This is a genomic window from Pseudomonas sp. MPB23 (assembly GCF_046605395.1).
Taxonomy (GTDB): Bacteria; Pseudomonadota; Gammaproteobacteria; order Pseudomonadales; family Pseudomonadaceae; genus Aquipseudomonas.
The window spans coordinates 3,392,026-3,417,002 of sequence record NZ_CP176771.1 but is presented as its reverse complement, the minus strand read 5'-3'; the positions used below and the strand labels follow the sequence as shown (position 1 = coordinate 3,417,002).

The following is a 24,977-nucleotide window of genomic DNA, read 5'->3' as shown; positions in this document are numbered from 1 at the left end:
TTGTGCAATGCATACTTATGCATGTGAAACAAATGAAGGCGGTGCATCATATTCTCCGCTGCCAGTCGATGGAGGCTTTTTAGTCTTTGGCCCAGTTGTGGTTCTTGAAGACGAGGGAAAGCCAAACCCGGAAATGGGAATAGGACTGAGCTTTATTGACTATTCTACTGGAACTAAAAAACTTATCGCCAGATTGCCGTATGTTGCGGGGCCTGGCGAAGTACAAGATGCTTTTTGGGCAGATGTTGAATCGGGCAGTAAGGCACTTGTAATAATTCATAGCGCGCCTATTCGCGCATTTACTGGCGTTAGCTATGGCAGTGATTATTTTAGCGTGATGGTTTTCCATATAGAAGGTAATAATCTTAATTTCGACAAGAAACTAACTGACTATTTTGGAAGCGGTGCTGACGTTGTAAATTATCGTGATGAAGGCGGTACACCAGTTAATACATACCCGTACAAGACGCGCAGCGTAATTATCAGCGAATTAAAGTCAGAGAGGTATAGACATTGGACGAGTGATGTTCTGCCAGAACTGGCAGTTCTTCATAAGGCATTTATATACTCATCAATGAACGTTGCGACGCCTACAAAAATGTATTTAATTCGGGGTGATAAAGTAAGGCAAGAATCTATTTCGGCCGGATGGATATCTGTTTTATATGAAACTGCAAGAGGCAAAAAATACGCGGCTGGATGCTGTGTGAAGATATCGCTGGATGTTGAGTTTGGGCATTGACTTCAGTGTATTTATTGGTGGGTTTTGGTGCATGGCATAACATAAAGGAAAGCAAATTTAATAAAGCGGCAGTAGTTGCATTGATGGTGTGGCCGATGTGCGCAGGTGCGTGGCCAGTCCAGCATTCGGGACTCGGTCTAAAGGGTATTCAATATGAAGCTTTTTATACGCGGGCAAAAAACCAAGTTGGCTTAAGAAAAATCATGAGCTCATCAAGGCATATTTGAGTGCTCATAGAGTTGAGCGCTTGAGCAGGGACTTTCCTGCTGAGAAATCAAATGGGTGATTTATAACGATTTTGGATATGCACTTACCACATAAAACACAGGGATTCTATGATGTTTAAAGAGGACGGTACTGCTCCGTTTGCCTTCATATCTAAACCAGACAGTAGATTATTAATTATTATTGGCGTTTCAGCTGACCCAGAGATTGGTATGCGTGGTGAAGAAATAGGTCAGTACAATAGGCAGCGGCATTATGAATTTATAGATAACAAACTGCATTTAATTAGGATACTTGAGAAATAACTCATTTGATGTCCACTCGTCAAACGCGCCGTTCAAACACATCAAACGGCGGAACGAACACTCCCAAGGCTCTGTATGAGAAGTATTGAGATGAAGTTCAGACACGGCGAAAACAGCCGAGGAACGGTCGGAGTCGCGCTCGACTTTACGGGTTGTAAATGAGCCTTCCGAGGCTGTTTTCAACGCAGCATCACCGAGTATCAAGGCTTTTCGTACAGAGCCTAACTCAACAACACAACCCCCCCCGGCAACTCCGTGCACTTGGCCCCGTACGCATCCCGAATCAACAACGCCACCCCCGCCAATTGCTGCAGGCTGAACCGCGCCTGCACGCGGCGTTGGCCCAGTTGCTTGTTCAGCAGTACCAGCATCCCCGGCCGGTAACGGTTGATCTCGTCCACCACCGTGGCCAGGGTGGCGTTGTTGAAGACCAGTATCTGTTCGCGCCAGGCCACGACGGCCTGGGTGTCCACCACCACGGGTTCGCCCATGCCGCCAGCGCCATAGGTCAGTTGCCGGCCGCTCTCCAGGCGCACGCTGCGGCCGGCGACGTCCACCGACAGCCAGCCGTCGATGCAGGTCACACACACGGTCTGGTCGGTATTGCGCAGGTTGAACCGCGCCTGGGCGGCGCTTACCGCGCCTTCGCCGGCCTGGACCCTGAGCGGCTGCGCGACATGGGCGAGCACTTCGACTTCGCCTTCGAGCAGTTCAATGCCCTGCCCCACTCGGCTGACGCGGGTCTGTGTGTTGAGTTCCAGGCTGATGCCTTCGCTGAGCAGCACTTGCCGCTGCTCGCCGACTTCAGTGCGATAGTCCGCCGTGAGGCCGGCAAAGCCGCCGGGGGAGCCGACCTGCACCATCACCAGGGCCGCCGAGGCGGCGATTGCACCACCAAGGAACGCGCGCCGGCCAAACTGGCGGGGCTGTGAGACCCGTTCGGCGGCCGGTGCCAGTTGTTGCCACAAGCGCTTGGCCTGTTCGAACGCCTGGGCATGTTCGGGGCTCTGGGCGCACCACGCCTTGAGGGCCTTGGCGTCGGCCACGGTGGCGCGGCCCGAGGTCAGCAGGAGCAGCCAGTCGCGGGCTTCATCGTGCAGGGGGCTGGCGGCGGATTGCCGGGTGGCACAGAGGCTAAAAATATTCAAGCGCGCACATACTCACGGTTTTATCAGGGACTCAACTCTAAGACGGTTTTCCGGCCCCGGGACCGAACCGCTGGATCACTTTTCTTTCCAGGCGCTTGGCACAGTGGCCCAGGGCGGCCTTGATTTCCTTCTCGACCATGCGCGTGGAAATGCCGAAGCGCTGGGAGATTTCCACGTGCGGCGCTTCCTCAAGGCGCGCGGCGATGAGGATCTTGCGGCGGCGCGCCGGCAGCTCATAGAGGGCTTTGACCAGGGATTGGATTTCTTTCTGACCGCCCACCACCCGCGAGGGGTCCTGGGCTTCGTCGGCGCTTTGCAGCAGTTCTTCCACCTCGCTGCCGGTGAGCAGGCGCGCATCGGCCTGGCGGCGGTCGGCGGCGATGTTCAGGGCCATGCGGTACAGGTAGGCATTGGGTTGCGCCAGGTTGGGCGGCACGTCCATGCGGTCGACGCGCAGGTAGGTTTCGTGCAGGACGTCATTGGCCAGGTCCTCCGAACCCAGACGCTTGCGCAAGCGCACCTTGAAGTCTTCGTAGGAGGCCAGAAACAAGCTGACCATCGTACTGTGCCCGGTGTCTTTCATCCGTCCGAGCCTCCTTTTCCGGCTGTGCAGTCCATGCGCGTTCCTGTTGTGTCGGGCATCAAAAGTAAAGTCAGCGGTTGGCGCAGCGAACTCGGCGCCGGGCGTTCGACCCGCGCAGTGCCCAGGCTGCGCACCAGTGCTTCATCGCGTTGTTCATCGCCGGTGGAACTGACCAGCCGGCTGTGTTCAATCATCCCTTGCGGGTTGACCCAGACCTGCACCAGCGCCCTGAAACTGCCGGGGCGCGTCAGTGACGAGCGGCACAGGCTGACTTCGATGGCCCGCTGCAAGGCGGTGGCGTAACTGCTGTTGATCCGTGCTGCACGACGTGCCGCCTCACCACGGGCCACGGGCGGTGCGCTGACGACGGGCAACTGCAGGGTGAATGCATCACCGCGTGCATAGCGCGCCATCAGGCCACTCCCTGTCAGCAACATCGCCAACGCCTCCTGCGCCGTGAAACGACCGCGCACACTGATAGAGCGCCGGCCCCGCGTCAGTTCACGGTCGACCAGCACCGCCATCCCGGTGGCGCGGCTGTACGCTTGCAGTGCATGTTCCAAGTCCTGCGCCGGCAGGTCCAACGACAGTTGGGGTGACTCCGCCTGCGCCGCGCGACCACCGGCCAGCAGCAACAGCAGGACCAGGGCGCATACGCCACGCCTCCAGGCCCTCTGTTCACCCCAAGCTCTGCATCGCGGCACGACCAACGCACCCTAGAAAACCGTCATCCTGAGGCCAGTGTATGAACCTGATGTTACGGTGATAGCAAAAAAAACATCACGGTGACGGGAGGCCCGCTGCACTAAACTTGCCCACCATAACGGCCCACCCTACCGGGCCCGCCAGGAGGCCCCGATGAAACGTTTACCGACCCTCGCCAGCCTGTTGCTGTGCACCGCCCTGCCCTTGCTCGCCCATGCCGACAGCTGCACCGAAGTCGCGGTGGATGGCTACAAGGCCCCCGACTATGGCTGTTTGAGCCAGCAGATGGGCAGTGAGACGAATGCGACCAAGGCCGCGCAAAAAAACCGCGAGGCGCAGAACGTCTCCGTGGAAAAAAAGCTGCCGAACAAGGTGGGGCTGGCCACCCCGGCGGCGACCAGTGTGCGCATGGGCAATACCTTCGGCACGTCGGTGAAGCCGCAGCGGCCTTGAGGGATCAGTCCCGATAGAACATCCCGTAGGACACTTCCTTGTAGAGGTGTTCAGTCCAGCCCGAATTGCGCACATAGATTTGCTGGCGTGAGCGAAACGTGTCGACGCCACGAATATTCACCATGTCTTCATGCCAATTCGCATAGATCAACATGCCTTCAATATCTTCGATCGTGCCAGGGTCATCTCGGCCAACCAGAAAAGTCGGCACACCCAGGCAAATGCTGAACGTCACTCCCGGATGGTTCTCACGCAGTTTGGCCAGACGCCGCACATGGTCCCCTTGTCGATGGCGCACAGCAGCGGTTTGCCGGTAAGTCATCCCGATGTAGTAAGGCCACCAGCCCTTATCGACCCTCGCAACGATGGCGTAGAAATAAGCGTATTCATTTTCAGGAATGCCGTTGGAAAACAGCAGGTCGTGGGGTGCAGGGGGCGTCCAGGCAATGTCGACATTGACGTCAAAATAATCAGGCCAGCAGGCCGTAAACGTATTGCTGATCATAGGGTCTCCCTTCGGACCGTCCCGTAAGGGAAACGGCCACTACAGTCCTTATCTTTCCTGGCGCACCATAAGCAATGCCAGTGGGCACCAGTGCGAAAGCGGACAATAGCCGATGACATGGCCTTGAGCCACTACTCCTGACAAACGCCCTGTTCAACTACTGGTCACCGATCGACGACTTGGCATCCGCCCCGAAAAAGCGATTCATTTTCCTCGACATCCGCGTCGACTCTGCGGAAACAAAAATGTAGCACTCGGTAACATTGCCGCCCCGTCGCGGGGCATGTCGGTGCCTTGCCGTTGAGCGCCGTCCCCGCGCCTGCGGGTCCGCGGGGCCATGGCGCAGTTCGTGCATCCTTCGCCATTCCCTTGCCATCCGAATCCACCATGCGCCCCAAGGAACTGAAGCTCTGGACCACCGGCGTCGCCCACCTCTTGTCGCTGGCGCCCGGCCACGCGCGGCTGTCAGGCCTCAGCCAGTGGCTGCGCCAGGTCTGCCCGGTGGATCACTTCGTGCTGTTCGTCTACGAAGGCAACCACCGTCCGCTGGCGCTGTTCGATACCTTCGGCGCCGACAAGCGCGGCGTGTACGTGGATGACTACCAGTGCGGCCCCTACCTGCTCGACCCGTTCTACCTGGCCTGCACCCGTGGCCAGGCGCCCGGCTTGTGGCGCCTGCGCCAGTTCGCGCCGGACCACTTCTACCTGGGCGAGTACTACCTCACCTACTACCAGCAAACCGGCCTGGCGGAAGAAATCGCGTTTTTCGTCGACCTCGGCGCGGGGGCCACGGCGGTGCTGTCGTTGATGCGCTCGACCGCCAGTTGTGCGTTCAGCCGCGACGAAATGCAGTTGATCGAATGCGCCCAGGCGGTGGTCGAACAGGTGATCGGCGAGGCCTGGCGCCTGCGCCAGGCCCAGCAGCCGCGTCCGGCCCAGGACCTGGACTTCAAGATCCGCGAAGCCTTCGACCAGTTCGGCGCGCACATTCTCACCGGGCGTGAACAGGAGATCGTGCAACTGCTGCTGCGCGGCCACTCCAGCGCCTCGGTGGCCGAGCAACTGAACATCAGCCCCGGCACGGTGAAGATCCACCGCAAGAACATCTACGCCAAGCTCGGCATCGGCAGCCAATCGGAATTGCTCGGCCTGTTTATCCGCGACCTCACCGGCCAGGAACCCCTTGCCGTCGCCTGATAGCTGAAAACGACTCTATCCCCCAAGGGATATATACAGCGCAAAACCCCCATTGCTAGTTTGGCCCTCGACGCAAACCGCACTTCGAGGAAGCCAGACCGTGAACGACACTTCGCCCAGCGACATCGAGTTTTGCAACGTGGTCAAACGCTACGGCGCGGTGCAGGCCGTCAATGGCCTGAACTTCTCGGTGCGCCGGGGTTCATTCCATTCGTTTCTCGGCGGCTCGGGCTGCGGCAAGACCACCACCCTGCGCATGATCGCAGGCTTCGAACAACCCACCAGCGGCGAGGTGCGCCTGGCCGGACAGAACGTGGCCGGGGTGCCGGCGTTCGAGCGCCCGGTGAACATGGTGTTCCAGCATTACGCGCTGTTCCCGCACCTGACGGTCGCGCAAAACATCGCCTACGGCCTGCGCTACCGCACTCCGCGCCCGGACAAGAAAACCCAACTGCGCATGGCCGACGAGGCCCTGGAGATGGTGCGCCTGAGCGGCTACGGCCAGCGCAAGCCGAGCGAACTGTCCGGCGGCCAGCAACAGCGCGTGGCCCTGGCCCGCGCCCTGGTCAACAAGCCCACGGTGCTGTTGCTGGACGAACCCCTGGCCGCCCTGGATCGCAAGCTGCGCAAGGAGATGCAATCGGAACTGCTGCGCCTGCAACGCGAAGTGGGGATCACCTTTGTGCTGGTGACTCACGATCAGGAAGAAGCGTTGTCGATGAGCGACAGCATCAGCGTGATGCACAACGGCTCGATCATCCAGACCGCCACCCCGGAGCAGCTCTACGAAACCCCGGCCAGCCGTTACGTCGCCGACTTCATTGGCGAGTCCAACCTGTTCAACGGCACGGTGCGCCGCCTGCACGGCAACGCGGTGGTATTACGCACTGCCCAGGGCCTGGAACTGACCAGCCCGCTGACCCCCACCGGGCAGGCGCTCGGCGCGGATGCCGAGGGCTGCATCGCGGTGCGCCCGGAGCTGATCAGCATCACCGGCGCGGACGCCGAACTTGCCCGTGAAGTGTCACTGCCCGGCTGCGTGGAAGACCGCATCTACCTGGGCAACTGTACCGAATACCGTGTGCGCACCCAGGCCTTCGGCGTGGTCTGCGTGCGCGTGCCACGCCAGCAGGAAGGCGTACAGGCGTTCGAACACGGCGCGGCGGTCAGCGTCGGCTGGGATCATGCCAATGGCCTGGCCATGGCGTTGTAAATCACTTTTCTCAAACGAGTGTGGAGCGTGTCATGGACCAGAAAACCTTTCTCAAAACCCTGCGCAGCTGGCAGAACGGTTCCATCAGCCGCCGTGAGTTCCTCGGCCGCACCGGCCTGGGGCTGGCCGCGGCAGTCGTCGCCACTAACATGCCGGGGCTGCTGACCTCCAGCGCCGAGGCCGCCGAACCGGGCAAGCTCGGCGATCGCCTGTCGCTGGCCACCTGGCCCAACTACCACAGCCAGGAAAACCTCGACGCCTTCGCCAAGACCACCGGCGCCCGCGTCGCCATGAGCGTGTTCGGCTCCAACGAAGAAATGCTCGCCAAGCTGCAGGCCGGCGGCAGCGGCTGGGATGTGCTGGTGCCGACCAACTACACCATCAGCACCTACGTGGGCCTTGGGCTGATCGAGCCGCTGGACCTGTCGCGCATCCCCAACTTCGACGCTGCAGCGTTCCAACAGAAATTCATCGCCCAGGGCACGGTCGACGGCAAGGTCTACGCAGTGCCGAAAAACTGGGGCACCACCGGCATGTGCTACGACACCGAGAAACTGAAAAACGGCCCCGCCAGTTGGAAGGCCTTCTGGGCCGCCGCCCAAGGCCCGGCCAGCGGGCGCACCATGGTCCACGACTACCAGTTGACGGCCATCGGCAATGCCCTGAAAAGCTTCGGCTACAGCTTCAATTCCCTGGACCCCAAGGAACTGGCCGACGCCGAAAAGCTGCTGATCGAGGTCAAGCCGCACCTGTTCGCGATCAACTCGGACATCCAGCCGTCGATGCGCAGCGGCGATGCCTGGCTGGCCATGTCCTGGACCGGCGACGCGTCGCAGTTGCACCGCGATATGCCGCAGATGCATTTCACCCTGGGCCAGGAAGGCGGCGAGTTGTGGAGTGATTTTTTCGCCATCCCCAAAAGTTCGGAGCACAAGGACGCCGCCTACGCCTTCATCAACTACCTGCTGGACCCGCAGCACAACAAGCTGGAAGTGCTGAGCCACGGCTACCCCAGCGGCGACACTCGCGTCGACGCACTGCTGCCGCCGGCGATGCTGGAGGACCCGATCATGTACCCGGCCGCCGAAGCCCTCAGCCCTCTGGAATTCGGCGCCGCCGCCACGCTCACCAGCCCGGCCCGCGCCGAGTTGATGGCGCGGTTCAAGTCCGCCTGATCGTTCAGCCATGGCCACTGAGGAGCCCACTATGCATGCCGCCACGCACCCGTCCACGGTGACCGCCCTGCCCGTTCCCGAACGCCAGCGGCGCAGCCTTGGCCGGCGTATCACCCTGCTGATGCTGTTGCCGTCGACCCTGTGGTTCCTGCTGCTGTTGTTGATGCCGCTGGTGATCATCCTGGTGTTCAGCTTCGGTGAACGCAGTGCCGTAGGCGGCTACGCCGGGGGCTTCACCCTGGCCAATTACCTGAACCTCGGTTCGCGGGCAGCGGCGTTCGGCAATACCCTGATGCTGGCGCCGCTGGGCACGCTGGTGTGCCTGGTGGCCGCCTACCCGCTGGCGTATTTCCTCGCGGTCAAGGTCAGCCGCAACCGCTCGTTGCTGCTGACGCTGGTGATCGTGCCGTTCTGGACCAGCTTCCTGATCCGCACCTACGCATGGATCTTCATCCTCAGCGGCAAAGGCATTCCGGCGCTGCTGGCCAGCCTGGGCCTGGAGGATGTGCGCTTGATCAACACGCCGTGGGCGGTGCTGATCGGCATCGTCTACGGCTACCTGCCGCTGATGGTGTTTCCGATTTACGTGAGCCTGGAGAAACTCGACAAACGCCTGCTTGAAGCCTCGGCCGACCTCGGTGCCAGCGCCTTCGAGAGCTTTCGGCGCATCACCTTGCCGCTGTCGGCGCCGGGGATCATCACCGGGGTGATGCTGGTGTTCATCCTGCTGATGGGCGAGTTCCTGATCCCGGCGATCCTCGGCGGCGGCAAGGTGTTTTTTGTCGGCAATGCCCTGGTGGACCTGTTCCTGCAATCGCGCAACTGGCCGTTCGGCAGTGCGTTGGCGATGACCCTGGTGGCGATGATGCTGGTGATCATCGGCGTGTATTTGAAGCTGGTGGCGCGCTATGGCGGCCGCCCTGCCGACGGAGGCCTGTGATATGTGGCTGCGCAGTTACTCGACCTCGCTGTACCTGTTTCTGTATGCGCCGATTGCACTGATCGTGCTGTTCAGTTTCAACGCCGGGCGCAGTGGCCTGGCGTTCGAATGCTGCTCGGTGCAGTGGTTCGGTCGCGCGTTCAGCAACCCGTTCATCATGGAAGCCCTGGGGCACAGCGCCTTTATCGCGCTGTGTTCGGCGCTGATCGCCACGCTGTTCGGCACCCTGGCGGTGTTCGGCCTGCAGCGGGCCGGGGCGCGGGTGCGCATGCTGTTCGATGCGCTGACCTACTGCGCGATCATCGTGCCGGGGATCGTCATCGGCATCTCTACGCTGATCGCCTTCATCAGCCTGTTCGACCTGATCAACCCATTGCTCGCCACTTGGATGCCGGGCGTGCCACGCCTGAACATGGGCTTCTTCACAGTGATCGCCGCGCACTCGCTGTTCACCATGGCCCTGGTGATGGTCATCGTGCGCAGCCGCGTCGACACCCTGGACAAAGCACTGCTGGAAGCGTCGGCCGACCTGTATGCGCCGCCGATGCAGACGTTCTGGCGCGTGACCCTGCCGCAGATCAGCCCGGCGATCATGGCCGGCTTCCTGTTGGCGTTCACCTTCAGCTTTGACGATTTCATCATCGCGTTCTTTGTGGCCGGCCCGGAAACCACCTTGCCGATCTACATCTTTTCGTCGATTCGCCGTGGGGTCACGCCCGAGATCAATGCCGTGTCGACGGTGATCATCTGCGTGTCGCTGATCCTGCTGTTCACTTCCCGCCACCTGCAAAACCGCCGCGCCCAGGAGCCTGCCCATGCGTGACCACCTGTATATCAACGGCCAGTGGGTCAGCCCTGACCTGGGCGGCTACCTCGATGTGATCGATCCGGCCACCGAGCAGGTCTTCGAGCGCGTCGCCGCCGGCACCGAAGAAGACATCGACCACGCTGTCCGCGCGGCCCGTCGTGCGTTCGACAACGGCTGGAGCCAGACCGGCGGCCAGGAACGCGGGCAATGGCTCGACGCCCTGGCCGACGAACTGGAACGCGCGCAGCCGGCGCTGGCCGAACTGGAAGTGCGCGACAACGGCAAGCCGCTGCCCGAAGCGTTGTGGGACGTGGGCGATGCCATCGGCTGTTTCCGTTACTACGCCGGCCTGGCCCGGGAACTGGACGCACGCCAGGATCAGCCGCTGGCCTTGCCCGATGCGCGGTTTCGCTGCCGCATCCGCCATGAGCCGATCGGCGTGGCCGGGCAGATCATTCCCTGGAACTACCCGCTGCTGATGGCCGCGTGGAAGGTCGCCCCCGCCTTGGCCGCCGGCGCCACGGTGGTGTTGAAGCCTTCGGAACTGACCCCCCTCACCGCCCTGGAGCTGGCGGGCGCCGCAGACCGTATCGGCCTGCCGCCCGGCGTGTTGAACGTGGTCACCGGCCTGGGCGCCGAGGCTGGCAGTGCGCTGACCGAGCACCCCGGCGTCGACAAACTGGCCTTCACCGGCAGCGTGCCCACCGGGGCGAAAATCATGTCGGCGGCGGCGCGGGACATCAAGAACATCAGCCTGGAACTGGGTGGTAAATCCGCGTTTATCGTGTTCGATGACGCCGATGTCGAAGCGGCGGTGGAGTGGATTCTGTTCGGGATTTTCTGGAACCAGGGCCAAGTGTGCAGCGCCACTTCGCGCCTGTTGGTGCAGGACGGCATCGCCGCGCGCCTGATCGAGCGGCTGGTGGATGAAACCCGCAAAATCACCCTCGGCCCGGGCCTGGAACCCGGTGTGCTACTCGGGCCGCTGGTCAGCCAGGGGCAATATGACAAGGTGCTCGGGTTTGTCGACCAGGGCCTGGCCAGCGGCGCCCGCCTGCTCACCGGCGGCAAACGTCCTGCTCACCTGGACAAGGGCTATTTCATGGAGCCGGCGATCTTCGACGAGCCGGCGCACAACAGCATCCTCTGGCGCGAAGAAGTGTTCGGACCGCTGCTGTGTGTGAAGCGCTTCAAGACTGAGGAGCAGGCGCTGCAGATGGCCAACGCCAGCCGCTTCGGCCTGGCGGCGGCGGTGATGAGCGCCGACCCGCAACGCAGTACGCGGGTGGCCAACCAACTGCGGGCCGGGATTGTCTGGGTCAACTGCTCGCAACCCACCTTCGTCGAAGCGCCATGGGGCGGCATGAAACACAGCGGCATCGGCCGCGAACTGGGGGAATGGGGCTTACACAACTACCTGGAGGTCAAGCAGGTCACGGAGTACGTCAGCGAAGAGCCGTGGGGCTGGTACCTGAAATAGACCTTTTGAGCGGATTTTCATCGCCCCCTGGCGACGCTGCTGGGGGCGACGATCCCTTTCAAACACCGCGCCTACAACTGCCGGCCATTGTAGGCGCGAGCTTGGGTTCTTCGCGGGCAAGCCGGCTCCTACCAGGGTCAGGCGGCGTGGCTTTGTTTTTTCAGGCTGTCCATGTCGATCACGAACCGATACTTCACATCGCCCTTGAGCATGCGCTCGTAAGCCTCGTTGATGCCCTGGATATCAATCATTTCGATATCCGAGACGATCCCGTGCGTGGCGCAGAAATCCAGCATGTCCTGGGTTTCCTGGATACCGCCGATCAACGAACCGGCCAGGCTGCGGCGCTTGAAGATCAGGTTGAACACCGTCGGCGACGGATGCGGGCTGTCGGGGGCGCCGACCAGGGTCATGGTGCCGTCGCGCTTGAGCAGGTTGAGGAACGCATCCAGGTTGTGCGGCGCGGCCACGGTGTTGAGGATGAAATCCAGGCTGTTGGCGAGCTTGGCCATTTCGTCCGGGTTCTTCGACACCACCACCCGGTCGGCGCCCAGGCGCAGGCCATCTTCGCGTTTGTTCGGTGAGGTGGTGAACAACGTGACGTGGGCGCCCATGGCGTGGGCGATCTTCACCGCCATATGGCCCAGGCCTCCCAGGCCGACCACGCCGACCTGGGTACCGGGGCCGACCTTCCAGTGGTGCAGCGGCGAATAGGTGGTAATGCCCGCACACAACAGCGGCGCCACGGCGGCCAGGTTGCTGTCGTCGTGGGAGATGCGCAGCACGAACTTCTCCTTGACCACGATGGAGTCCGAGTAACCGCCGAAGGTATTTTCACCGCCGAACACCGGGCCGTTGTAGGTACCGGTGAAGCCGTTCTCGCAGTATTGCTCCTCGCCTTCGGCGCAGGACGCACAGTGCTGGCAGCTGTCGACCATGCACCCGACACCGGCCAGGTCGCCGACCTTGAATGTCTTCACATCGGCGCCCACCGCTGTCACGCGGCCGACAATTTCATGGCCTGGCACCGACGGGTACAGGGTGTTGTTCCACTCGTTGCGCACGGTGTGCAGGTCGGAGTGGCAGACGCCACAGTAAAGAATGTCGATCTGGACATCCTCGGCCCCCGGCGCGCGGCGCTCGAAGGTGAAGGGCTTGAGTGAGTCCTTGGCGTTCTGCGCGGCGTAACTGTAAGTCTTGGCCATTTCGTTCACCTGTGTGAGCTGACGGTAGAGGTCAGTGGACCAGCATAGACCCGGAACCGTTCAACCGAGCACACCCGTACAAGCCCTTCGTCCGGTTTACGGCAATAGTCAGCTGGAGCATTTCCGCCCCTCAACCAGGAGTTTTTGCATGAGCACATTTGTGGCAAAAGACGGTACCCAGATCTATTTCAAGGACTGGGGCAGCGGCAAGCCCGTGCTGTTCAGCCACGGCTGGCCACTGGATGCCGACATGTGGGAATACCAGATGGAATACCTGAGCAGCCGTGGCTTTCGCACCATTGCGTTCGACCGCCGTGGTTTTGGCCGCTCGGACCAACCGTGGACCGGCAACGACTACGACACCTTCGCCGACGACATCGCCCAGTTGATCGAACACCTGGACCTCAAGGACGTGACCCTGGTGGGCTTCTCCATGGGCGGCGGCGACGTGACCCGCTACATCGCCCGCCACGGCAGTGCAAGGGTGGCCGGCCTGGTGCTGCTGGGCGCGGTCACGCCGGCGTTCGGGCAGAAAGCGGACTACCCGCAAGGCGTTCCCGCCGACGTGTTCGAGGGCATCAAGGCCGGGCTGCTCAAGGATCGCGCGCAATTTATCGCGGACTTCAACACGCCCTTCTTCGGCATCAACAAAGGCCAGAAAGTCTCCCCAGGCGTGCTGACCCAGACCCTGCAAATCGCCCTGCTGGCGTCGCTCAAATCCACCGTGGATTGCGTCACCGCCTTCGCCGACACCGACTTCCGCCCGGACATGGCCACGATCGACGTACCGACCCTGGTGATCCACGGCGATGGCGACCAGATCGTGCCGTTCGAGACCACCGGCAAGGTGGCCGCCGCGTCGATCAAGGGCGCCGAGCTGAAAGTCTACAAGGACGCGCCCCACGGGTTTGCGGTGACCCACACCCAACAGCTCAACGAAGACCTGTTGGCGTTCCTGACCCGCTGATACACCCTCTCCTTATTTGGCCGGGCTTGCCCGGCCTTTTTTTATCTCAGGCCAGACGCAAACGCCCCGGCCCCGCAATCAGAAGGCTGGTGAAGATGATCAGCAACAGCCAGCCGAACTGCCCCTCGAACACGCTCCACTCAGGATGCACCACCACCATCGCGATCAGCAGCACCGCCAGGATCGGCAGGCACGCCAGGCGCACCAGCAGCCCGGCGACGATCAGCAGCGGGCACAGCACTTCGGCAAAAATCGCCAGCAGCAGCGTCACATGCGCCCCCAGGTGGAAAGGGTCTTCGATGAGCTTCAACTGCTCGCTGTAGTTGAGCACTTTAGGCAGGCCATGCACCCCCAACAGGAACAGCGCCCCGCTGATCCGCAGAAACAACAGGCCCAGGTCCTGAGCTTTTGACTCGTTCATACGCACTCCCCGTTCGTTAACCGACTGGCATTCTGTCGCCTGGGTCGCGCGTGCGCTTGCAACCGTGTGCTCACCTCACTCCCCCGTCGCGGCGAACCCGGCGACGATTTCATCGATCACCGCGCGCACCCGCGCGGTATGCCGCAGATCGGCGTGGGTCACCAGCCAGATATCGTAGGGCAACGGCCGGGTCCGCTGGGGCCACAGGCGGACCAGCCCATCCCGTTCGCCGGTGTTCACCGGGATTTCGCCGATGCCGATCCCGGCGGCAATGGAGCGACGCACCAGCAGGCTGGAACTCAAGGCCGCGACAATACGCCCGCGCCCCAGGGGCTCCGACACCAGCGTCATGTCCTTGTGGGTATGCAGATAGGGTTGATAGACCACCAGGTCATGGCCTTCGAACAGGCTGCCCGGTTCCGGCACACCGTGTTGCTCGATATAGCCCTGGGAGGCAAACAGGCCCACCGGCCAACGGGCGAGGCGCCGGGCGATCAGGTCCGGGTTGTCCGGGCGGGTGTTGCGCACGGCGATGTCGGCTTCGCGCTTGGCCAGGCTGAGGATCTGGGTGGAGGCGTCCAGTTGCACGCGCACGTCGGGGTGCTTGTGATGCAGGCGGGCGATGGCGGGGATCAGGAAGTCGATGGCCAGGGAGTCGGTGGTGCTGACCCTGACGGTGCCGATCAGACGGTCATCCAGGCCCTGGATCTGGCGCTCCAGGTCGAGCGCCGAGCGTTCCATTTTTTCCACTGAGAGCAACGCGGCTTCGCCGACGGCGGTCAGTGCGTAACCTTCGGAGGTGCGCAGGAACAAGGTCGCGCTGAGGGATTTTTCCAGGGCATTGACCCGTCGGCCGACGGTGGCCTGGTCGACGCCCAGGACCCGTGCGGCACCGCGCAGTGTCGACTCGCGGCATACCGCCAGGAACACCCGTGCATCGTCCCAATTCATGCTGCCTCCTGATGATGCATATATGCATCGCTGTGACGTATATTCGCCGCATTATTGCATCGAAAAACCTGGATATGCTGGACCCCGGCAAAAAAACCAGGACCGCCATCATGCCCGACATTCACGCCCCACCCCGCCGCTCAGTGTGGTTGCCGATCTTCGCCGGTCTGTGCGCCAGCCTGGTCGGCATCGGCCTGGCACGCTTTGCGTATACGCCATTGCTGCCGACGCTGATCCAGGCCCACTGGTTTGGTGCCAGTGACGTGGTGTACCTCGGCGCCGCCAACCTGGTGGGCTACCTGATCGGCGCACTGATCGGTCGCCCCATCGCCCGGCGCACCTCCCACCAGACCGCCCTGCGCAGCATGATGGTCGCCGTGACCCTGGCCTTTTTCGCCTGTGGCTTCCCGCTGTCGGTGGTGTGGTTCTTCGCCTGGCGCCTGCTGTCGGGGATCGCCGGTGGCGCGATCATGGTGCTGGTGGCGGCGACCGTGCTGCCCCATGTACCCGCTGAACGCCGGGGCCTGGCCAGCGGCGCGATCTTTTTGGGCATCGGCCTGGGCATTGCCGCCTCCGGCACGCTGGTGCCGCCGCTGCTGAGCCTTGGATTGCAGCAGACCTGGTTCGGCCTGGGCCTATTGGCGCTGGTATTGACCGCCGCCAGTTGGTTCGCCTGGCCCGCCAGCACGCCGCACGAAACCGCAGCCCACGGAGGCGCGCCGGCACCGACGCCGGCCGGCGTGTACCTGTTGTTCGCCCAGTACGCCTTCATGGCGGCGGGCCTGGTGCCGGCCATGGTGTTCCTGGTGGATTACGTGGCGCGCGGGCTGGGTGACGGGGCACAGGTGGGCGCGCTGATCTGGGTGATGTATGGCCTGGGTGCGATTGTCGGGCCGGTCACTTATGGGTTCCTGGCCGACAAGCTCGGCGCGCGCGTGAGTATTCGTGCGGTGCTGGTGGTGCAAGCGATCGCCGTTGGCGCGCTGCCCTTTGCCGGCTCGTTTAGCGCCCTCGCGGTGCTGGCCGTGATCCTCGGTTCGTTTCCGCCTGGCATCGTGCCGCTGGCCCTGGCGCGCGTGCATGAATTGTTGCCCGAGCCCCATCGGCAGCACGTGGCCTGGAGCCGCGCGACGGTGTCCTTCGCGTCATTCCAGGCGCTGTCCGGCTTTGCCTACTCGGCCCTGTTCAACAGCAGCGGCGGCCAGCATGCGCTGTTGTTCATGCTCGCGGCCGGGGCCATAGTGGTCGCGTTGCCGCTGGAGCTGGGCATGATCGTGCTGAACCGCCGCCCCTCACTACAGTCCCACCCCCTATGCTCACCGCTACAGGTACTCTCAAATGACGCTTCCTAAAGAAATGACCCTGATCGAAATCACCACCCCCGGTGGCCCCGAGGTGCTGCAACCGCGCCGCGCGGACGTACCGGTGGCCGGGCCCGGCGAGATTTTGATTCGCGTGCACGCCGCCGGGGTCAATCGCCCCGACGCTTTGCAACGCGCCGGCAAGTACCCGATGAGGCCCGACATGAACCCGCTCCCCGGTCTGGAAGTGGCCGGTGAAGTGGTGGCGCTGGGTGACGGCGTCACGGCGTACACCCTCGGCGACAAGGTCTGTGCCCTGACCAACGGCGGCGGCTATGCGCAATTTTGCAGCGTGCCGGCCAGCCAGGCGCTGCCGATCCCCGACGGCATGGACTGGATTCAAGCCGCCGCCGTGCCGGAAACCTTCTTCACCGTGTGGGCCAACCTGTTCGGTCTCGGCGATGCGCACCATGGCCAGCGCGTGTTGATCCACGGCGGCACCAGTGGCATCGGCACCACCGCCTTGATGCTCTGCCACGAGTTCGGCATCCAGGCCTTCGCCACAGCCGGCAGCGCCGACAAATGCGCAGCCATCGCCACCCTGGGCGCCGAGCCGATCAATTACCGCGAGCAGGACTTTGCCCAGGTCATCGCCGAACGCACCGCCGGCCAGGGCGTGAACGTGATCCTCGACATCATGGGAGCCTCGTACCTGAACAACAACCTCAAGGCCCTGGCCATGGACGGTCACCTGGTGATGCTCGGCTTCCTCGGCGGCGGCAAGGCCCATGACGTCGACCTATTGACCATCCTCGCCAAGCGCGCGGTGATCACCGGTTCACTGTTGCGCCCGCGCAGCACGGATGAAAAGGCCGCGATTGCCGAGCAACTGCGCGATTACGTGTGGCCAGTGCTGGCCGCCGGGCGCTGCCTGCCGATCATCGACAAAGTCTACGCCTACACCGACGCCGCCCAGGCCCATGCGCGGATGGAAGCCGGGGACCACATTGGCAAGATCATGTTGCGCGTGAACTGATCTGGAACTCACCACAAAACACCTGTGGGAGGGGGGCTTGCTCCCGATAGCGATCCTCCAGATACAGATCATCTGACTGATACACCGCCATCGGGAGCAAGCCCCCTCCCACATCGATCGGTGGCGCCATGCTTATGCGGGGTAGGCGGGGTAATCGATGTACCCTGCCTCCGTTCCGCCATACAACCCTTCTGCCTTCAGCGGATTCAACGGCCAGCCATTGAACATCCGCTGCGGCAGATCCGGGTTGGCAATGAACGGCCGCCCGAACGCAATCAGGTCCGCCAACCCCGCTTGCACCAAGTCCGCGCCACGCTCGGCGGTGTAACGGCCGGCGTAAATGATGCGGCCGCTGAAGGTGTTGCGCACCGCGGCGCGGAACGTGTCCGGCAACACCGGGGCGTTATCCCAATCGGCCTCGGCGATGGAAACGTAAGCGATGCCCGATTGCTCCAATACCTTGATCGCTTCGATATAGGTGTGGTGCGGGTCGTCTTCCACCAGGCCGATGTACACGCGGTCCTCATCGGTGCCGCTGAATAGCGGTGAAAAACGCACGCCCAAACGTTCCGGCCCGACGACCTTGCACACGGCTTCGACGATCTCGCGCAGAAAACGCAGGCGGTTGTGCAGCGAGCCGCCGTATTCGTCGTCACGCTGGTTGGAATGGGCGGAGATGAACTGGTTGACCAGGTAACCGTTGGCCGAATGGATCTCCACGCCGTCAAACCCTGCGTCCAATGCATTGCGCGCCGCCTGTGCGTACTGCGCGACCAATGCCTCGATCTCAAGCACGCTCAGTGCGCGCGGCACCGGCGGTTGCATCAGTTCACCGACGCCCGGCCCGGTTTCGATAAAGGCTTTGGCTTGCACCGCCTGGATCGCCGACGGGGCCACAGGTGCTGCGCCGCCGGGCTGCAAGGCGTTATGGGACACGCGGCCCACATGCCACAGTTGGGCAAAGATCACCCCGCCGTCGGCATGCACGGCGTCGGTGACCTTGCGCCAGCCGTCGATCTGCGCCGCCGAATAGATCCCCGGCGTCCACGCGTAACCCTGGCCACGGGGCTCGATCTGCGTACCTTCGCTGACCATGAAACCGGCACCGGCGCGCTGACGGTAATACTCGGCCATCAGGTCGGTGGCGATATCGCCGGGTTGCGCACTGCGCTGACGGGTCAGGGGCGGCAGGACCACCCGGTTGTTTAACGTGTGGTGCCCCAGTTTGATCGGGGAACTTAATACGTGAGCAGTCATTGGCAATATTCCAAATTCAGGACGAACTAAAGCCTTGGCGACTCTTGAGAGTCGCCAATTCATCGAGCGGTTGATTAACTTAAGCGGTGAGTGTCAGCAGGGCTTTTGCGACAGCGCTGGAACTTGCAGGATTCTGGCCGGTGATCAACAACCCATCTTCCAGGACAAAGGACTGCCAATCGGCACCCTTCTCATACTTGCCGCCCAGGGCCTTGAATTCATTTTCGATCAAGAACGGCACCACATCCGTCAAGCCCACCGCCGCCTCTTCGGCGTTGGAGAAGCCGGTGACGCGACGCCCCTTGACCAGCGGTTCGCCATTGACCGCCTTGACGTGACGCAAGGCGCCCGGCGCATGGCAGACAAAGCCGATGGGCTTGCCGGCGCGCTCGAACGACTCGATCAGCGCGATGGACACCGGCGACTCCGCCAGGTCCCACAGTGGCCCGTGACCGCCGGGGTAGAACACCGTATCGAAGTCGGCGGTGTTGACCGTGTCCAGCTTGACGGTAGTCGCCAGAGCCTGTTGCGCGGCCGGGTCGGCGGCGAAGCGGCGGGTCTGTTCGGTTTGTGCATCCGCCTGGTCGCTCACCGGGTCCAGCGGCGGCTGGCCACCGGCCGGGGATGCCAGCACCACGTCGGCGCCGGCGTCCTTGAACACGTAATAGGGTGCGGCGAATTCTTCCAGCCAGAAGCCGGTCTTGCGACCGGTGTCGCCCAGTTGGTCGTGAGAGGTCAGTACCATTAATACTTTCATGTTCCAGTGCCTCGGTCGGTGTGAATGTCGGTGTGTTCAGGGCAGCCCAACAGCTGTCGGGTCAACCGCAACGCCTCGTCGAACGGCGTGGAGGTTCGGGTGATCTTGCCCATGACGCTGGCCCCCAGCCACAGCGCGTACAGCTGGCGGGCCAGGTCCTGTGGGCGGTGTTGCAGCAACAGAGAGCCGTCGGCAACCCCGCGCGCCATGGCCACGGCGAGCAGTTCGATGGTGCGTGAAGTGCCGCGTTGCAGCGCCAGGCGCATGGGTTCTGAAAGGTCAGACACCTCCGCGCCGAGTTTGACGGCAAGGCATTTGCCCGCATCGGTGCAGCCGGTCTGATTGTCGATCCAGCATTGCCAATACCGCATCAACTTGGCGAGTTGGGATAAACCCGGCTGGTCGAACAGGTGCTGCATGCCCTGCACATAGTTATCGAAGTAGGTGTCGAGCAAGACCACGCCAAATGCGTCTTTGGAGCTGAAGTAGTGATAGAACGAACCTTTGGGCACGTCGGCGGCTTGAAGTATTTCGTTCAACCCCACCGCAGAAAATCCTTTACGGCCCACAATCGACTGCGCCGTGTCCAGAATGGTCTGCCGTGCATTTTTCGTTTCGCTGCTCATGCTTCACTCCGCCGATTAGACCAGTCGTCTAGTTCGTGGCGTGAATGTTAGGAGCCGGGACTGATGCCCACAATGTCATATGCGCAAGGATTCCGGACACGCCATGAAGTCGGTTGCCGTTTTCCCGGCAGCCGCCGACAATCCCCTCCCCCACGCCCCGGAGACAGACGATGCACAGCGTTGCGCTGATGGTTTACCCGAACTTTCAATCCCTGAGCCTCAGCCTGGGCTCGGTGTTCGAGTGCGCGAACCTGCTGCGCGGAGAGCCGGCCTACGAGTTTCACCTGGTGTCGGAGAACGGCGGCGCGGTGATGACGTCCCAGGGTTTTTCGGTGAACACCACGCCGATCCGCGCCCAGGGCTATGACACGCTGATCGTCAGCGGCTACCTGGAATTTCGCCTGCCGGAAGCCAACCTGCTGGCGTTGGTCAAGGCGGCCTCGGCGCAATCGCGGCGGATCGCCTCGCTGTGCACCGGTATTTTCGTATTGGCCGAGGCAGGTTTATTGGCCGGCAAGCGCGCTACCACCCATTGGATTCACGCCCCGGCGTTTCGCAAGCGTTACCCGGATATCGCGCTGGAAGACGACAAGCTGTTCATCGTCGACGGCCAGATCTGGACCGGCGCCGGCATGAGCGCCGGGGTCGATCTGGCGCTGGCCATGGTGGAGAACGACCTGGGCAGCGACCTCGCCCGGCGCATCGCGCGCAAGCTGGTGATCGCCCAGCGCCGCGGCAGCGAACAGTCGCAGCTATCGGCCCTGCTGGAGCTGGACCCCAAGTCCGACCGCGTGCAACTGGCCCTGGCCTATGCCCGCGAGAACCTGACCCACGACCTGTCGGTGGACGCCCTGGCCGATGTGGCGCGGTTGAGTCCGCGCCAGTTCAGCCGGGTGTTTCGTGAAGAAACCGGGCAAACCCCGGCCAAGGCTATCGAGTCACTGCGGGTGGAAGCCGCACGGGCGATGATGGAAACCAGTCGCCATCCGGTGGAAGTGGTGGCCCGCGAAACCGGCTTCGGCGATCGCGAGCGCATGCGCCAGGCGTTTCTGCGCGCCTTCGGCCAGCCGCCGCAGGCCATGCAGCAGGCGTTTTTCGGCGACCGCAACGCTTAGTGCAGCGCCGCCCGCGTGATCAGGTAACTCACCAATTGCGGCTCGTCGTCCAGCTCGATGGTGTTCACCGGGCGCGGCAGGTTATCCAGCACCCTGCGCCAGAACGCCTGGGACACTTCGTCCTGGTCGTAGAACCGCACCAGCCAATTGGCCTCGCCGCTGCACAACACCTGGGTGGCGATGGCGCTGCCGATGCCTTTGCGGCGGTAGCGCTTGAGGATAAACAGGTCGGCCAGCTCCAGGGCGTCGATGCCCGGTAACTCACTGCCTTCGATCAGCAGGAACCCGGCGATATAGCCATCGACCAGCAGCAGGTTGGCGCTCCACTGCGGGTCGTGCCAGTAACGGTTCAGGTGCTCGTCATGGATGTAGAAGCGCCCGTCGGCCTCGACATCTTCCTGCTCCCAGTCCGACGACTCATAGGCGTAGTACTGGTAGAGATTGCGGATCAGTTCGGCGTGCTCCGGGCCGGTCTGGATCAGTTCGACGGTGGTTTCAGGCATGGAATTCTCGGTCAAAAAATGCAGGGCGCCATTGTTCACAAAAGTGCCGCACAAGCCAATGGACGCCCCAACCTTTCTGGTTGCTGAACCGATTGCGGATAGTGGCTACCAGGGCCAAAACGCCGAAACATTTCGCATAGACTTCGCCGGTTCGCCTCTTTTTCAAGGACACGCACCGTGACCAACGTCTGTACCGCCGGCCTGGATGTAGGCTTCGCTTCCCTGGACTACCTGCAGATCTTCATTCTGGGGGTGATCCAGGGCATTACCGAGCTGTTGCCGGTGTCGTCCACTGCCCACATGCGCGTGGTCCCCGCCCTGCTCGGCTGGCAGGACCCGGGCTCGGCGTTTTCGGCGGCGATGCAGTTGGCGGCGCTGGCGGCGGTGGTCAGTTACTTCTGGCGCGATGTGCGCCAGGTGGTCAGCGGCAGCATCGGCGCGGTGCGCCAGGGCGACTACGACAATCAGTGGTTCAAGCTGGCGGTGGCGATTGTGCTGGCGACCGTGCCGATCGGCATCGCCGGCCTGGTCTTGTCTTCGACCCTGAACGCCTGCAACTCGCCGTTGCGCGGGCTGATGGTGATCGGCATTTCCTGCGTGGTGATGGCGGTGCTGTTGGCGGCGGCCGAGTTGCGCGCCCGGCATACCCGGGACATGGGCCAGATGCGCCTGCGCGATGCGTTGATCGTCGGGGTTGCGCAGATTGGCGCCCTGATTCCGGGCGTGTCGCGCTCCGGTTCGACACTGACGGCGGCGCTGTTCCTCAACTTCAAACGCGAAGAGGCCGCGCGTTTTTCCTTCCTGCTGGGCCTGCCGGCCATCGCCCTCGCCGGCCTGAAAGAGCTGTGGGTGCTGCTGCACGCGGACATGCCCGCCCATGCCTGGCCCCATCTGCTGTTTGGCCTGGTGGTGGCGAGTGTCTCGGCATTCTTTGCGATCTGGGGCCTGATGAAGTTCCTGGAGCGGTTCTCCACCTGGCCGTTCGTGATCTACCGCGCGCTGCTGGGGGTATTCCTGATCGTCGCCGTCAGCTCCGGCTGGTTGTAAGGGCAAGCCCCCTCTCACAGGGGTCTGTGGTGGCTTTAGCTCGGTGTCCAATGCGCGGCGCAACGCCGGTTCGGTCTTGCTGAGAAATGCCCCACACATGAATCCAGTGTGGGAGGGGGCTTGCTCCCGATTAGTGGTGGATCAGTACCGAATGCACCGACTGACGCACCGCCATCGGGAGCAAGCCCCCACACTGATCCTGGGTCAGACAGGCACTGTCTGCATGCCGCAGATTCTCTGGGGGAGTGAGTTTGCTGCTGATGGTGGTGGATCAGTCACATAGGTATTGGCTGAAAAATTGCTATCGGGAGCAAGCCCCCTCTCACACGGGTTTGGGGGCCGACATGGATTGTATGAATGCCGCAGATCCAATGTGGGAGGGGGCTTGCTCCCGATAGCGTCCGTCCAGACACATCCTGCCAAAAGCCTGCCTCTCAACCTGTGGCATCCCCATCTAGCCTCTCAAGACACCCCCAGAGAGAGGCCAAGGAATGCCTGATTTACCCGCTTCACATCGCCTGCGTATCGGTCGATTCAGCGAGCCGAACCGCATCTATCTCATCACCACCAACACCCACGAACGCGTACCGATATTCAGCGACTTCCACCTCGGTCGCCTGGTTGTCCGGCAGTTGCGGGCAGCCCAGTACCAAGGGCTGGCGAACTCCCTGGCGTGGGTGATCATGCCGGACCACTTTCACTGGATGCTAGAACTGCAAAAAGGCTCGCTGGCTGACCTGATGTGCCAGGTGAAGTCCAAAAGTACACGGACCGTCAACGGCGCGAGCGGACGCAAAGGCCGGCTTTGGCAAACCAGTTTTCATGACCGGGCGCTGCGCAAGGAGGAGGACCTGGTGAAAATGGCCAGGTATGTGGTGGCTAATCCATTACGTGCGGGGTTGGTTAGCCGGATCGGCGATTACCCGTTGTGGGATGCGATTTGGATATAGACACCGTTCAACTGTGGGAGCGAGCCCCCTCCCACATTGGTTTTGGGTCAGAGATTCAGGCGGCGAGTTGGCCGCTGGCGATGGCGGCCGATGCGGCTAGCATCGCCCGCAACAGCACCGCACACCCCGCCGCCAAATCATCCGGTGCGGCGTTCTCGATTTCGTTGTGGCTGATGCCACCTTCGCACGGGACGAAGATCATCCCCGCCGGGCCGAGTTCGGCGAGGAAGATCGCGTCGTGCCCGGCGCCGCTGACGATGTCCATGTTCGACAAGCCCAAGCCATTCGCCGCATCGCGTACGGCGTCCACGCAGCCTTTGTCGAAGTACAGCGGCGGGAAGTCGGCGGTGGGTTCCATTTCATAACTCAACCCATGCTTGGCGCAGGTCTCGTCAATCACCTGGCGCACCTGAGCGATCATCGAATCCAAGCGCGCCGGTTCCAGATGACGGAAGTCCAGGGTCATGCGCACTTCGCCGGGGATGACGTTGCGTGAACCGGGGTACGCCTGCAGGCAACCGACGGTGCCGCACGCATGGGGTTGGTGCCCCAACGCGGCGGCATTCACCGCCGCCACCACGGCCGCCGCACCGACCAGGGCGTCCTTGCGCAAGTGCATCGGGGTCGGTCCGGCGTGGGCTTCGACACCATGCAGTTTCAGGTCGAACCATTTTTGCCCGAGGGCGCCGAGCACCACGCCGATGGTTTTCTTCTCGTCCTCAAGAATCGGCCCTTGTTCGATATGCGCCTCGAAATACGCGCCGACCTTGTGTCCACTCTCAGGCCGCGTACCGGCATAACCGATCGCATTCAGCGCTTCGCCGACGCTGATCCCATCGGCATCGACCTTGGCCAAGGTGTCGGCCAGGGTGAATTTCTCGGCAAACACCCCCGAGCCCATCATGCACGGCGGAAAGCGCGAGCCTTCCTCGTTGGTCCACACCACCACTTCCAGCGGCGCCTCGGTTTCCACCTTGAGGTCATTGAGGGTGCGCAGCACTTCCACCCCCGCCAGCACGCCGAAGCAGCCGTCGAACTTGCCGCCGGTGGGCTGGGTGTCGATATGGCTGCCGGTCATCACCGGCGGCAGGTCGGGATTGCGTCCGGGACGGCGGGCGAAGATGTTGCCGATACCGTCGATGGTCACGGTGCAGCCGGCGTCTTCGCACCACTGCACGAACAGGTCGCGGGCCTTGCGGTCGAGGTCAGTGAGGGCCAGGCGGCACACGCCGCCCTTGGCGGTGGCGCCGAGTGTGGCCAGTTCCATCAGCGACTGCCACAGGCGGTCGCGGTTGACGTGCGGATGGGTCGATTGCAGAACGTCGAGGGCAGCGTTCATGGGGTTCTCCTCAGGCTGTTTCT

27 protein-coding genes are annotated in these 24,977 nt (G+C 62.5%); 15 read left to right on the top strand and 12 right to left on the bottom strand.

Features of this window, described 5'->3' with window-relative positions; translation table 11 throughout:
- Positions 1-7 precede the first annotated feature (7 nt).
- Positions 8-742, top strand: coding sequence for a hypothetical protein (locus tag ACLH0J_RS15895; protein ID WP_411392753.1), 735 nt, complete (start codon positions 8-10; stop codon positions 740-742).
- Positions 743-1,080: 338 nt separating this feature from the next.
- Entirely contained in the window at positions 1,081-1,272 is a 192-nt protein-coding gene (locus ACLH0J_RS15890; protein WP_411392752.1) for a hypothetical protein, read from the top strand.
- Between the two features lie 221 nt (positions 1,273-1,493).
- Here the strand turns inward: ACLH0J_RS15890 and ACLH0J_RS15885 are convergent, their stop codons facing one another.
- From ACLH0J_RS15885 to ACLH0J_RS15875, 3 genes are read right to left on the bottom strand one after another with little or no spacing between them, the layout of a single operon-like run.
- Positions 1,494-2,420, bottom strand: coding sequence for a FecR family protein (locus ACLH0J_RS15885; RefSeq protein ID WP_411392751.1), 927 nt, complete (start codon positions 2,418-2,420; stop codon positions 1,494-1,496).
- A gap of 37 nt (positions 2,421-2,457) precedes the next feature.
- A complete protein-coding gene (locus tag ACLH0J_RS15880) occupies positions 2,458-3,003 on the bottom strand; it encodes an RNA polymerase sigma factor (RefSeq protein WP_411392750.1) in 546 nt (181 codons plus the stop codon).
- Entirely contained in the window at positions 3,000-3,644 is a 645-nt protein-coding gene (locus tag ACLH0J_RS15875; protein WP_411392837.1) for a secretin and TonB N-terminal domain-containing protein, read from the bottom strand. Before ACLH0J_RS15875 ends, ACLH0J_RS15880 begins: the two co-directional genes overlap by 4 nt.
- Positions 3,645-3,861: 217 nt before the next feature.
- Here ACLH0J_RS15875 and ACLH0J_RS15870 point away from each other — a divergent pair, with 217 nt between their 5' ends.
- Positions 3,862-4,161 (top strand): hypothetical protein, encoded by a 300-nt coding sequence (locus ACLH0J_RS15870; RefSeq protein WP_411392749.1) that lies wholly within the window; start codon positions 3,862-3,864, stop codon positions 4,159-4,161.
- 4 nt (positions 4,162-4,165) lie between these two features.
- On the opposite strand, the gene ACLH0J_RS15865 is transcribed toward ACLH0J_RS15870, so the two are convergent.
- On the bottom strand, positions 4,166-4,666 hold the full coding sequence (locus tag ACLH0J_RS15865; RefSeq protein WP_411392748.1) for a hypothetical protein: 501 nt from the start codon (positions 4,664-4,666) through the stop codon (positions 4,166-4,168).
- Between the two features lie 387 nt (positions 4,667-5,053).
- Between ACLH0J_RS15865 and ACLH0J_RS15860 the strand changes: the two genes are divergently transcribed.
- The 6 genes from ACLH0J_RS15860 to ACLH0J_RS15835 all read left to right on the top strand — a co-directional run bounded on the left by ACLH0J_RS15860 (position 5,054) and on the right by ACLH0J_RS15835 (position 11,479).
- A complete protein-coding gene (locus tag ACLH0J_RS15860) occupies positions 5,054-5,863 on the top strand; it encodes a response regulator transcription factor (protein ID WP_411392747.1) in 810 nt (269 codons plus the stop codon).
- Positions 5,864-5,963: 100 nt separating this feature from the next.
- Positions 5,964-7,076, top strand: coding sequence for an ABC transporter ATP-binding protein (locus ACLH0J_RS15855; RefSeq protein WP_411392746.1), 1,113 nt, complete (start codon positions 5,964-5,966; stop codon positions 7,074-7,076).
- 32 nt (positions 7,077-7,108) lie between these two features.
- A complete protein-coding gene (locus ACLH0J_RS15850; RefSeq protein ID WP_411392745.1) occupies positions 7,109-8,251 on the top strand; it encodes an ABC transporter substrate-binding protein in 1,143 nt (380 codons plus the stop codon).
- 31 nt (positions 8,252-8,282) lie between these two features.
- Positions 8,283-9,191 carry an ABC transporter permease gene (locus ACLH0J_RS15845; protein WP_411392744.1) on the top strand — a complete coding sequence of 303 codons (909 nt, stop codon included), beginning with the start codon at positions 8,283-8,285 and terminating at the stop codon, positions 9,189-9,191.
- 1 nt (position 9,192) lies between these two features.
- A complete protein-coding gene (locus ACLH0J_RS15840) occupies positions 9,193-10,014 on the top strand; it encodes an ABC transporter permease (RefSeq protein ID WP_411392743.1) in 822 nt (273 codons plus the stop codon).
- The gene (locus ACLH0J_RS15835) at positions 10,007-11,479 is read left to right on the top strand and encodes an aldehyde dehydrogenase family protein (RefSeq protein ID WP_411392742.1); all 1,473 of its coding nucleotides are present in this window, start codon (positions 10,007-10,009) and stop codon (positions 11,477-11,479) included. Before ACLH0J_RS15840 ends, ACLH0J_RS15835 begins: the two co-directional genes overlap by 8 nt.
- A 137-nt stretch (positions 11,480-11,616) precedes the next feature.
- Here ACLH0J_RS15835 and ACLH0J_RS15830 read toward each other — a convergent pair whose 3' ends face one another.
- Positions 11,617-12,684 (bottom strand): NAD(P)-dependent alcohol dehydrogenase, encoded by a 1,068-nt coding sequence (locus tag ACLH0J_RS15830; protein WP_411392741.1) that lies wholly within the window; start codon positions 12,682-12,684, stop codon positions 11,617-11,619.
- A 148-nt stretch (positions 12,685-12,832) separates the two neighbouring features.
- Between ACLH0J_RS15830 and ACLH0J_RS15825 the strand changes: the two genes are divergently transcribed.
- Positions 12,833-13,651, top strand: coding sequence for an alpha/beta fold hydrolase (locus tag ACLH0J_RS15825; RefSeq protein WP_411392740.1), 819 nt, complete (start codon positions 12,833-12,835; stop codon positions 13,649-13,651).
- 46 nt (positions 13,652-13,697) lie between these two features.
- Here ACLH0J_RS15825 and ACLH0J_RS15820 read toward each other — a convergent pair whose 3' ends face one another.
- Together ACLH0J_RS15820 and ACLH0J_RS15815 are read right to left on the bottom strand one after the other, a co-directional pair.
- Positions 13,698-14,072 (bottom strand): DoxX family protein, encoded by a 375-nt coding sequence (locus ACLH0J_RS15820; RefSeq protein ID WP_411392739.1) that lies wholly within the window; start codon positions 14,070-14,072, stop codon positions 13,698-13,700.
- Positions 14,073-14,147: 75 nt separating this feature from the next.
- A complete protein-coding gene (locus ACLH0J_RS15815; RefSeq protein ID WP_411392738.1) occupies positions 14,148-15,023 on the bottom strand; it encodes a LysR family transcriptional regulator in 876 nt (291 codons plus the stop codon).
- A 110-nt stretch (positions 15,024-15,133) separates the two neighbouring features.
- On the opposite strand from ACLH0J_RS15815, the gene ACLH0J_RS15810 reads away from it, so the two are divergent.
- Together ACLH0J_RS15810 and ACLH0J_RS15805 are read left to right on the top strand one after the other, a co-directional pair.
- Positions 15,134-16,375: a YbfB/YjiJ family MFS transporter gene (locus ACLH0J_RS15810; protein WP_411392737.1), complete on the top strand. Its 1,242-nt coding sequence runs from the start codon at positions 15,134-15,136 to the stop codon at positions 16,373-16,375.
- A complete protein-coding gene (locus ACLH0J_RS15805; protein WP_411392736.1) occupies positions 16,362-17,360 on the top strand; it encodes an NAD(P)H-quinone oxidoreductase in 999 nt (332 codons plus the stop codon). The genes ACLH0J_RS15810 and ACLH0J_RS15805 overlap by 14 nt, the downstream gene beginning before the upstream one ends.
- A gap of 132 nt (positions 17,361-17,492) precedes the next feature.
- On the opposite strand, the gene ACLH0J_RS15800 is transcribed toward ACLH0J_RS15805, so the two are convergent.
- From ACLH0J_RS15800 to ACLH0J_RS15790, 3 genes are all read right to left on the bottom strand, one after another.
- Positions 17,493-18,617 carry an alkene reductase gene (locus ACLH0J_RS15800; RefSeq protein WP_411392735.1) on the bottom strand — a complete coding sequence of 375 codons (1,125 nt, stop codon included), beginning with the start codon at positions 18,615-18,617 and terminating at the stop codon, positions 17,493-17,495.
- Between the two features lie 79 nt (positions 18,618-18,696).
- Positions 18,697-19,374 (bottom strand): type 1 glutamine amidotransferase domain-containing protein, encoded by a 678-nt coding sequence (locus tag ACLH0J_RS15795; protein WP_411392734.1) that lies wholly within the window; start codon positions 19,372-19,374, stop codon positions 18,697-18,699.
- Positions 19,371-20,000, bottom strand: coding sequence for a TetR/AcrR family transcriptional regulator (locus tag ACLH0J_RS15790; protein ID WP_411392733.1), 630 nt, complete (start codon positions 19,998-20,000; stop codon positions 19,371-19,373). Before ACLH0J_RS15790 ends, ACLH0J_RS15795 begins: the two co-directional genes overlap by 4 nt.
- A gap of 170 nt (positions 20,001-20,170) precedes the next feature.
- On the opposite strand from ACLH0J_RS15790, the gene ACLH0J_RS15785 reads away from it, so the two are divergent.
- Positions 20,171-21,115, top strand: a complete 945-nt coding sequence (locus ACLH0J_RS15785; protein WP_411392732.1) for a GlxA family transcriptional regulator — start codon at positions 20,171-20,173, stop codon at positions 21,113-21,115.
- On the opposite strand, the gene ACLH0J_RS15780 is transcribed toward ACLH0J_RS15785, so the two are convergent.
- On the bottom strand, positions 21,112-21,618 hold the full coding sequence (locus tag ACLH0J_RS15780; protein ID WP_411392731.1) for a GNAT family N-acetyltransferase: 507 nt from the start codon (positions 21,616-21,618) through the stop codon (positions 21,112-21,114). The two genes, ACLH0J_RS15785 and ACLH0J_RS15780, sit on opposite strands and share 4 nt — an antisense overlap.
- Positions 21,619-21,795: 177 nt before the next feature.
- On the opposite strand from ACLH0J_RS15780, the gene ACLH0J_RS15775 reads away from it, so the two are divergent.
- Both ACLH0J_RS15775 and ACLH0J_RS15770 read left to right on the top strand, forming a co-directional pair.
- The gene (locus ACLH0J_RS15775) at positions 21,796-22,665 is read left to right on the top strand and encodes an undecaprenyl-diphosphate phosphatase (protein ID WP_411392730.1); all 870 of its coding nucleotides are present in this window, start codon (positions 21,796-21,798) and stop codon (positions 22,663-22,665) included.
- Positions 22,666-23,156: 491 nt separating this feature from the next.
- Positions 23,157-23,615 (top strand): REP-associated tyrosine transposase, encoded by a 459-nt coding sequence (locus ACLH0J_RS15770; RefSeq protein ID WP_262050296.1) that lies wholly within the window; start codon positions 23,157-23,159, stop codon positions 23,613-23,615.
- 55 nt (positions 23,616-23,670) lie between these two features.
- Here ACLH0J_RS15770 and ACLH0J_RS15765 read toward each other — a convergent pair whose 3' ends face one another.
- Positions 23,671-24,954, bottom strand: coding sequence for a Zn-dependent hydrolase (locus ACLH0J_RS15765; RefSeq protein WP_411392729.1), 1,284 nt, complete (start codon positions 24,952-24,954; stop codon positions 23,671-23,673).
- Between the last annotated feature and the right edge of the window lie 23 nt (positions 24,955-24,977).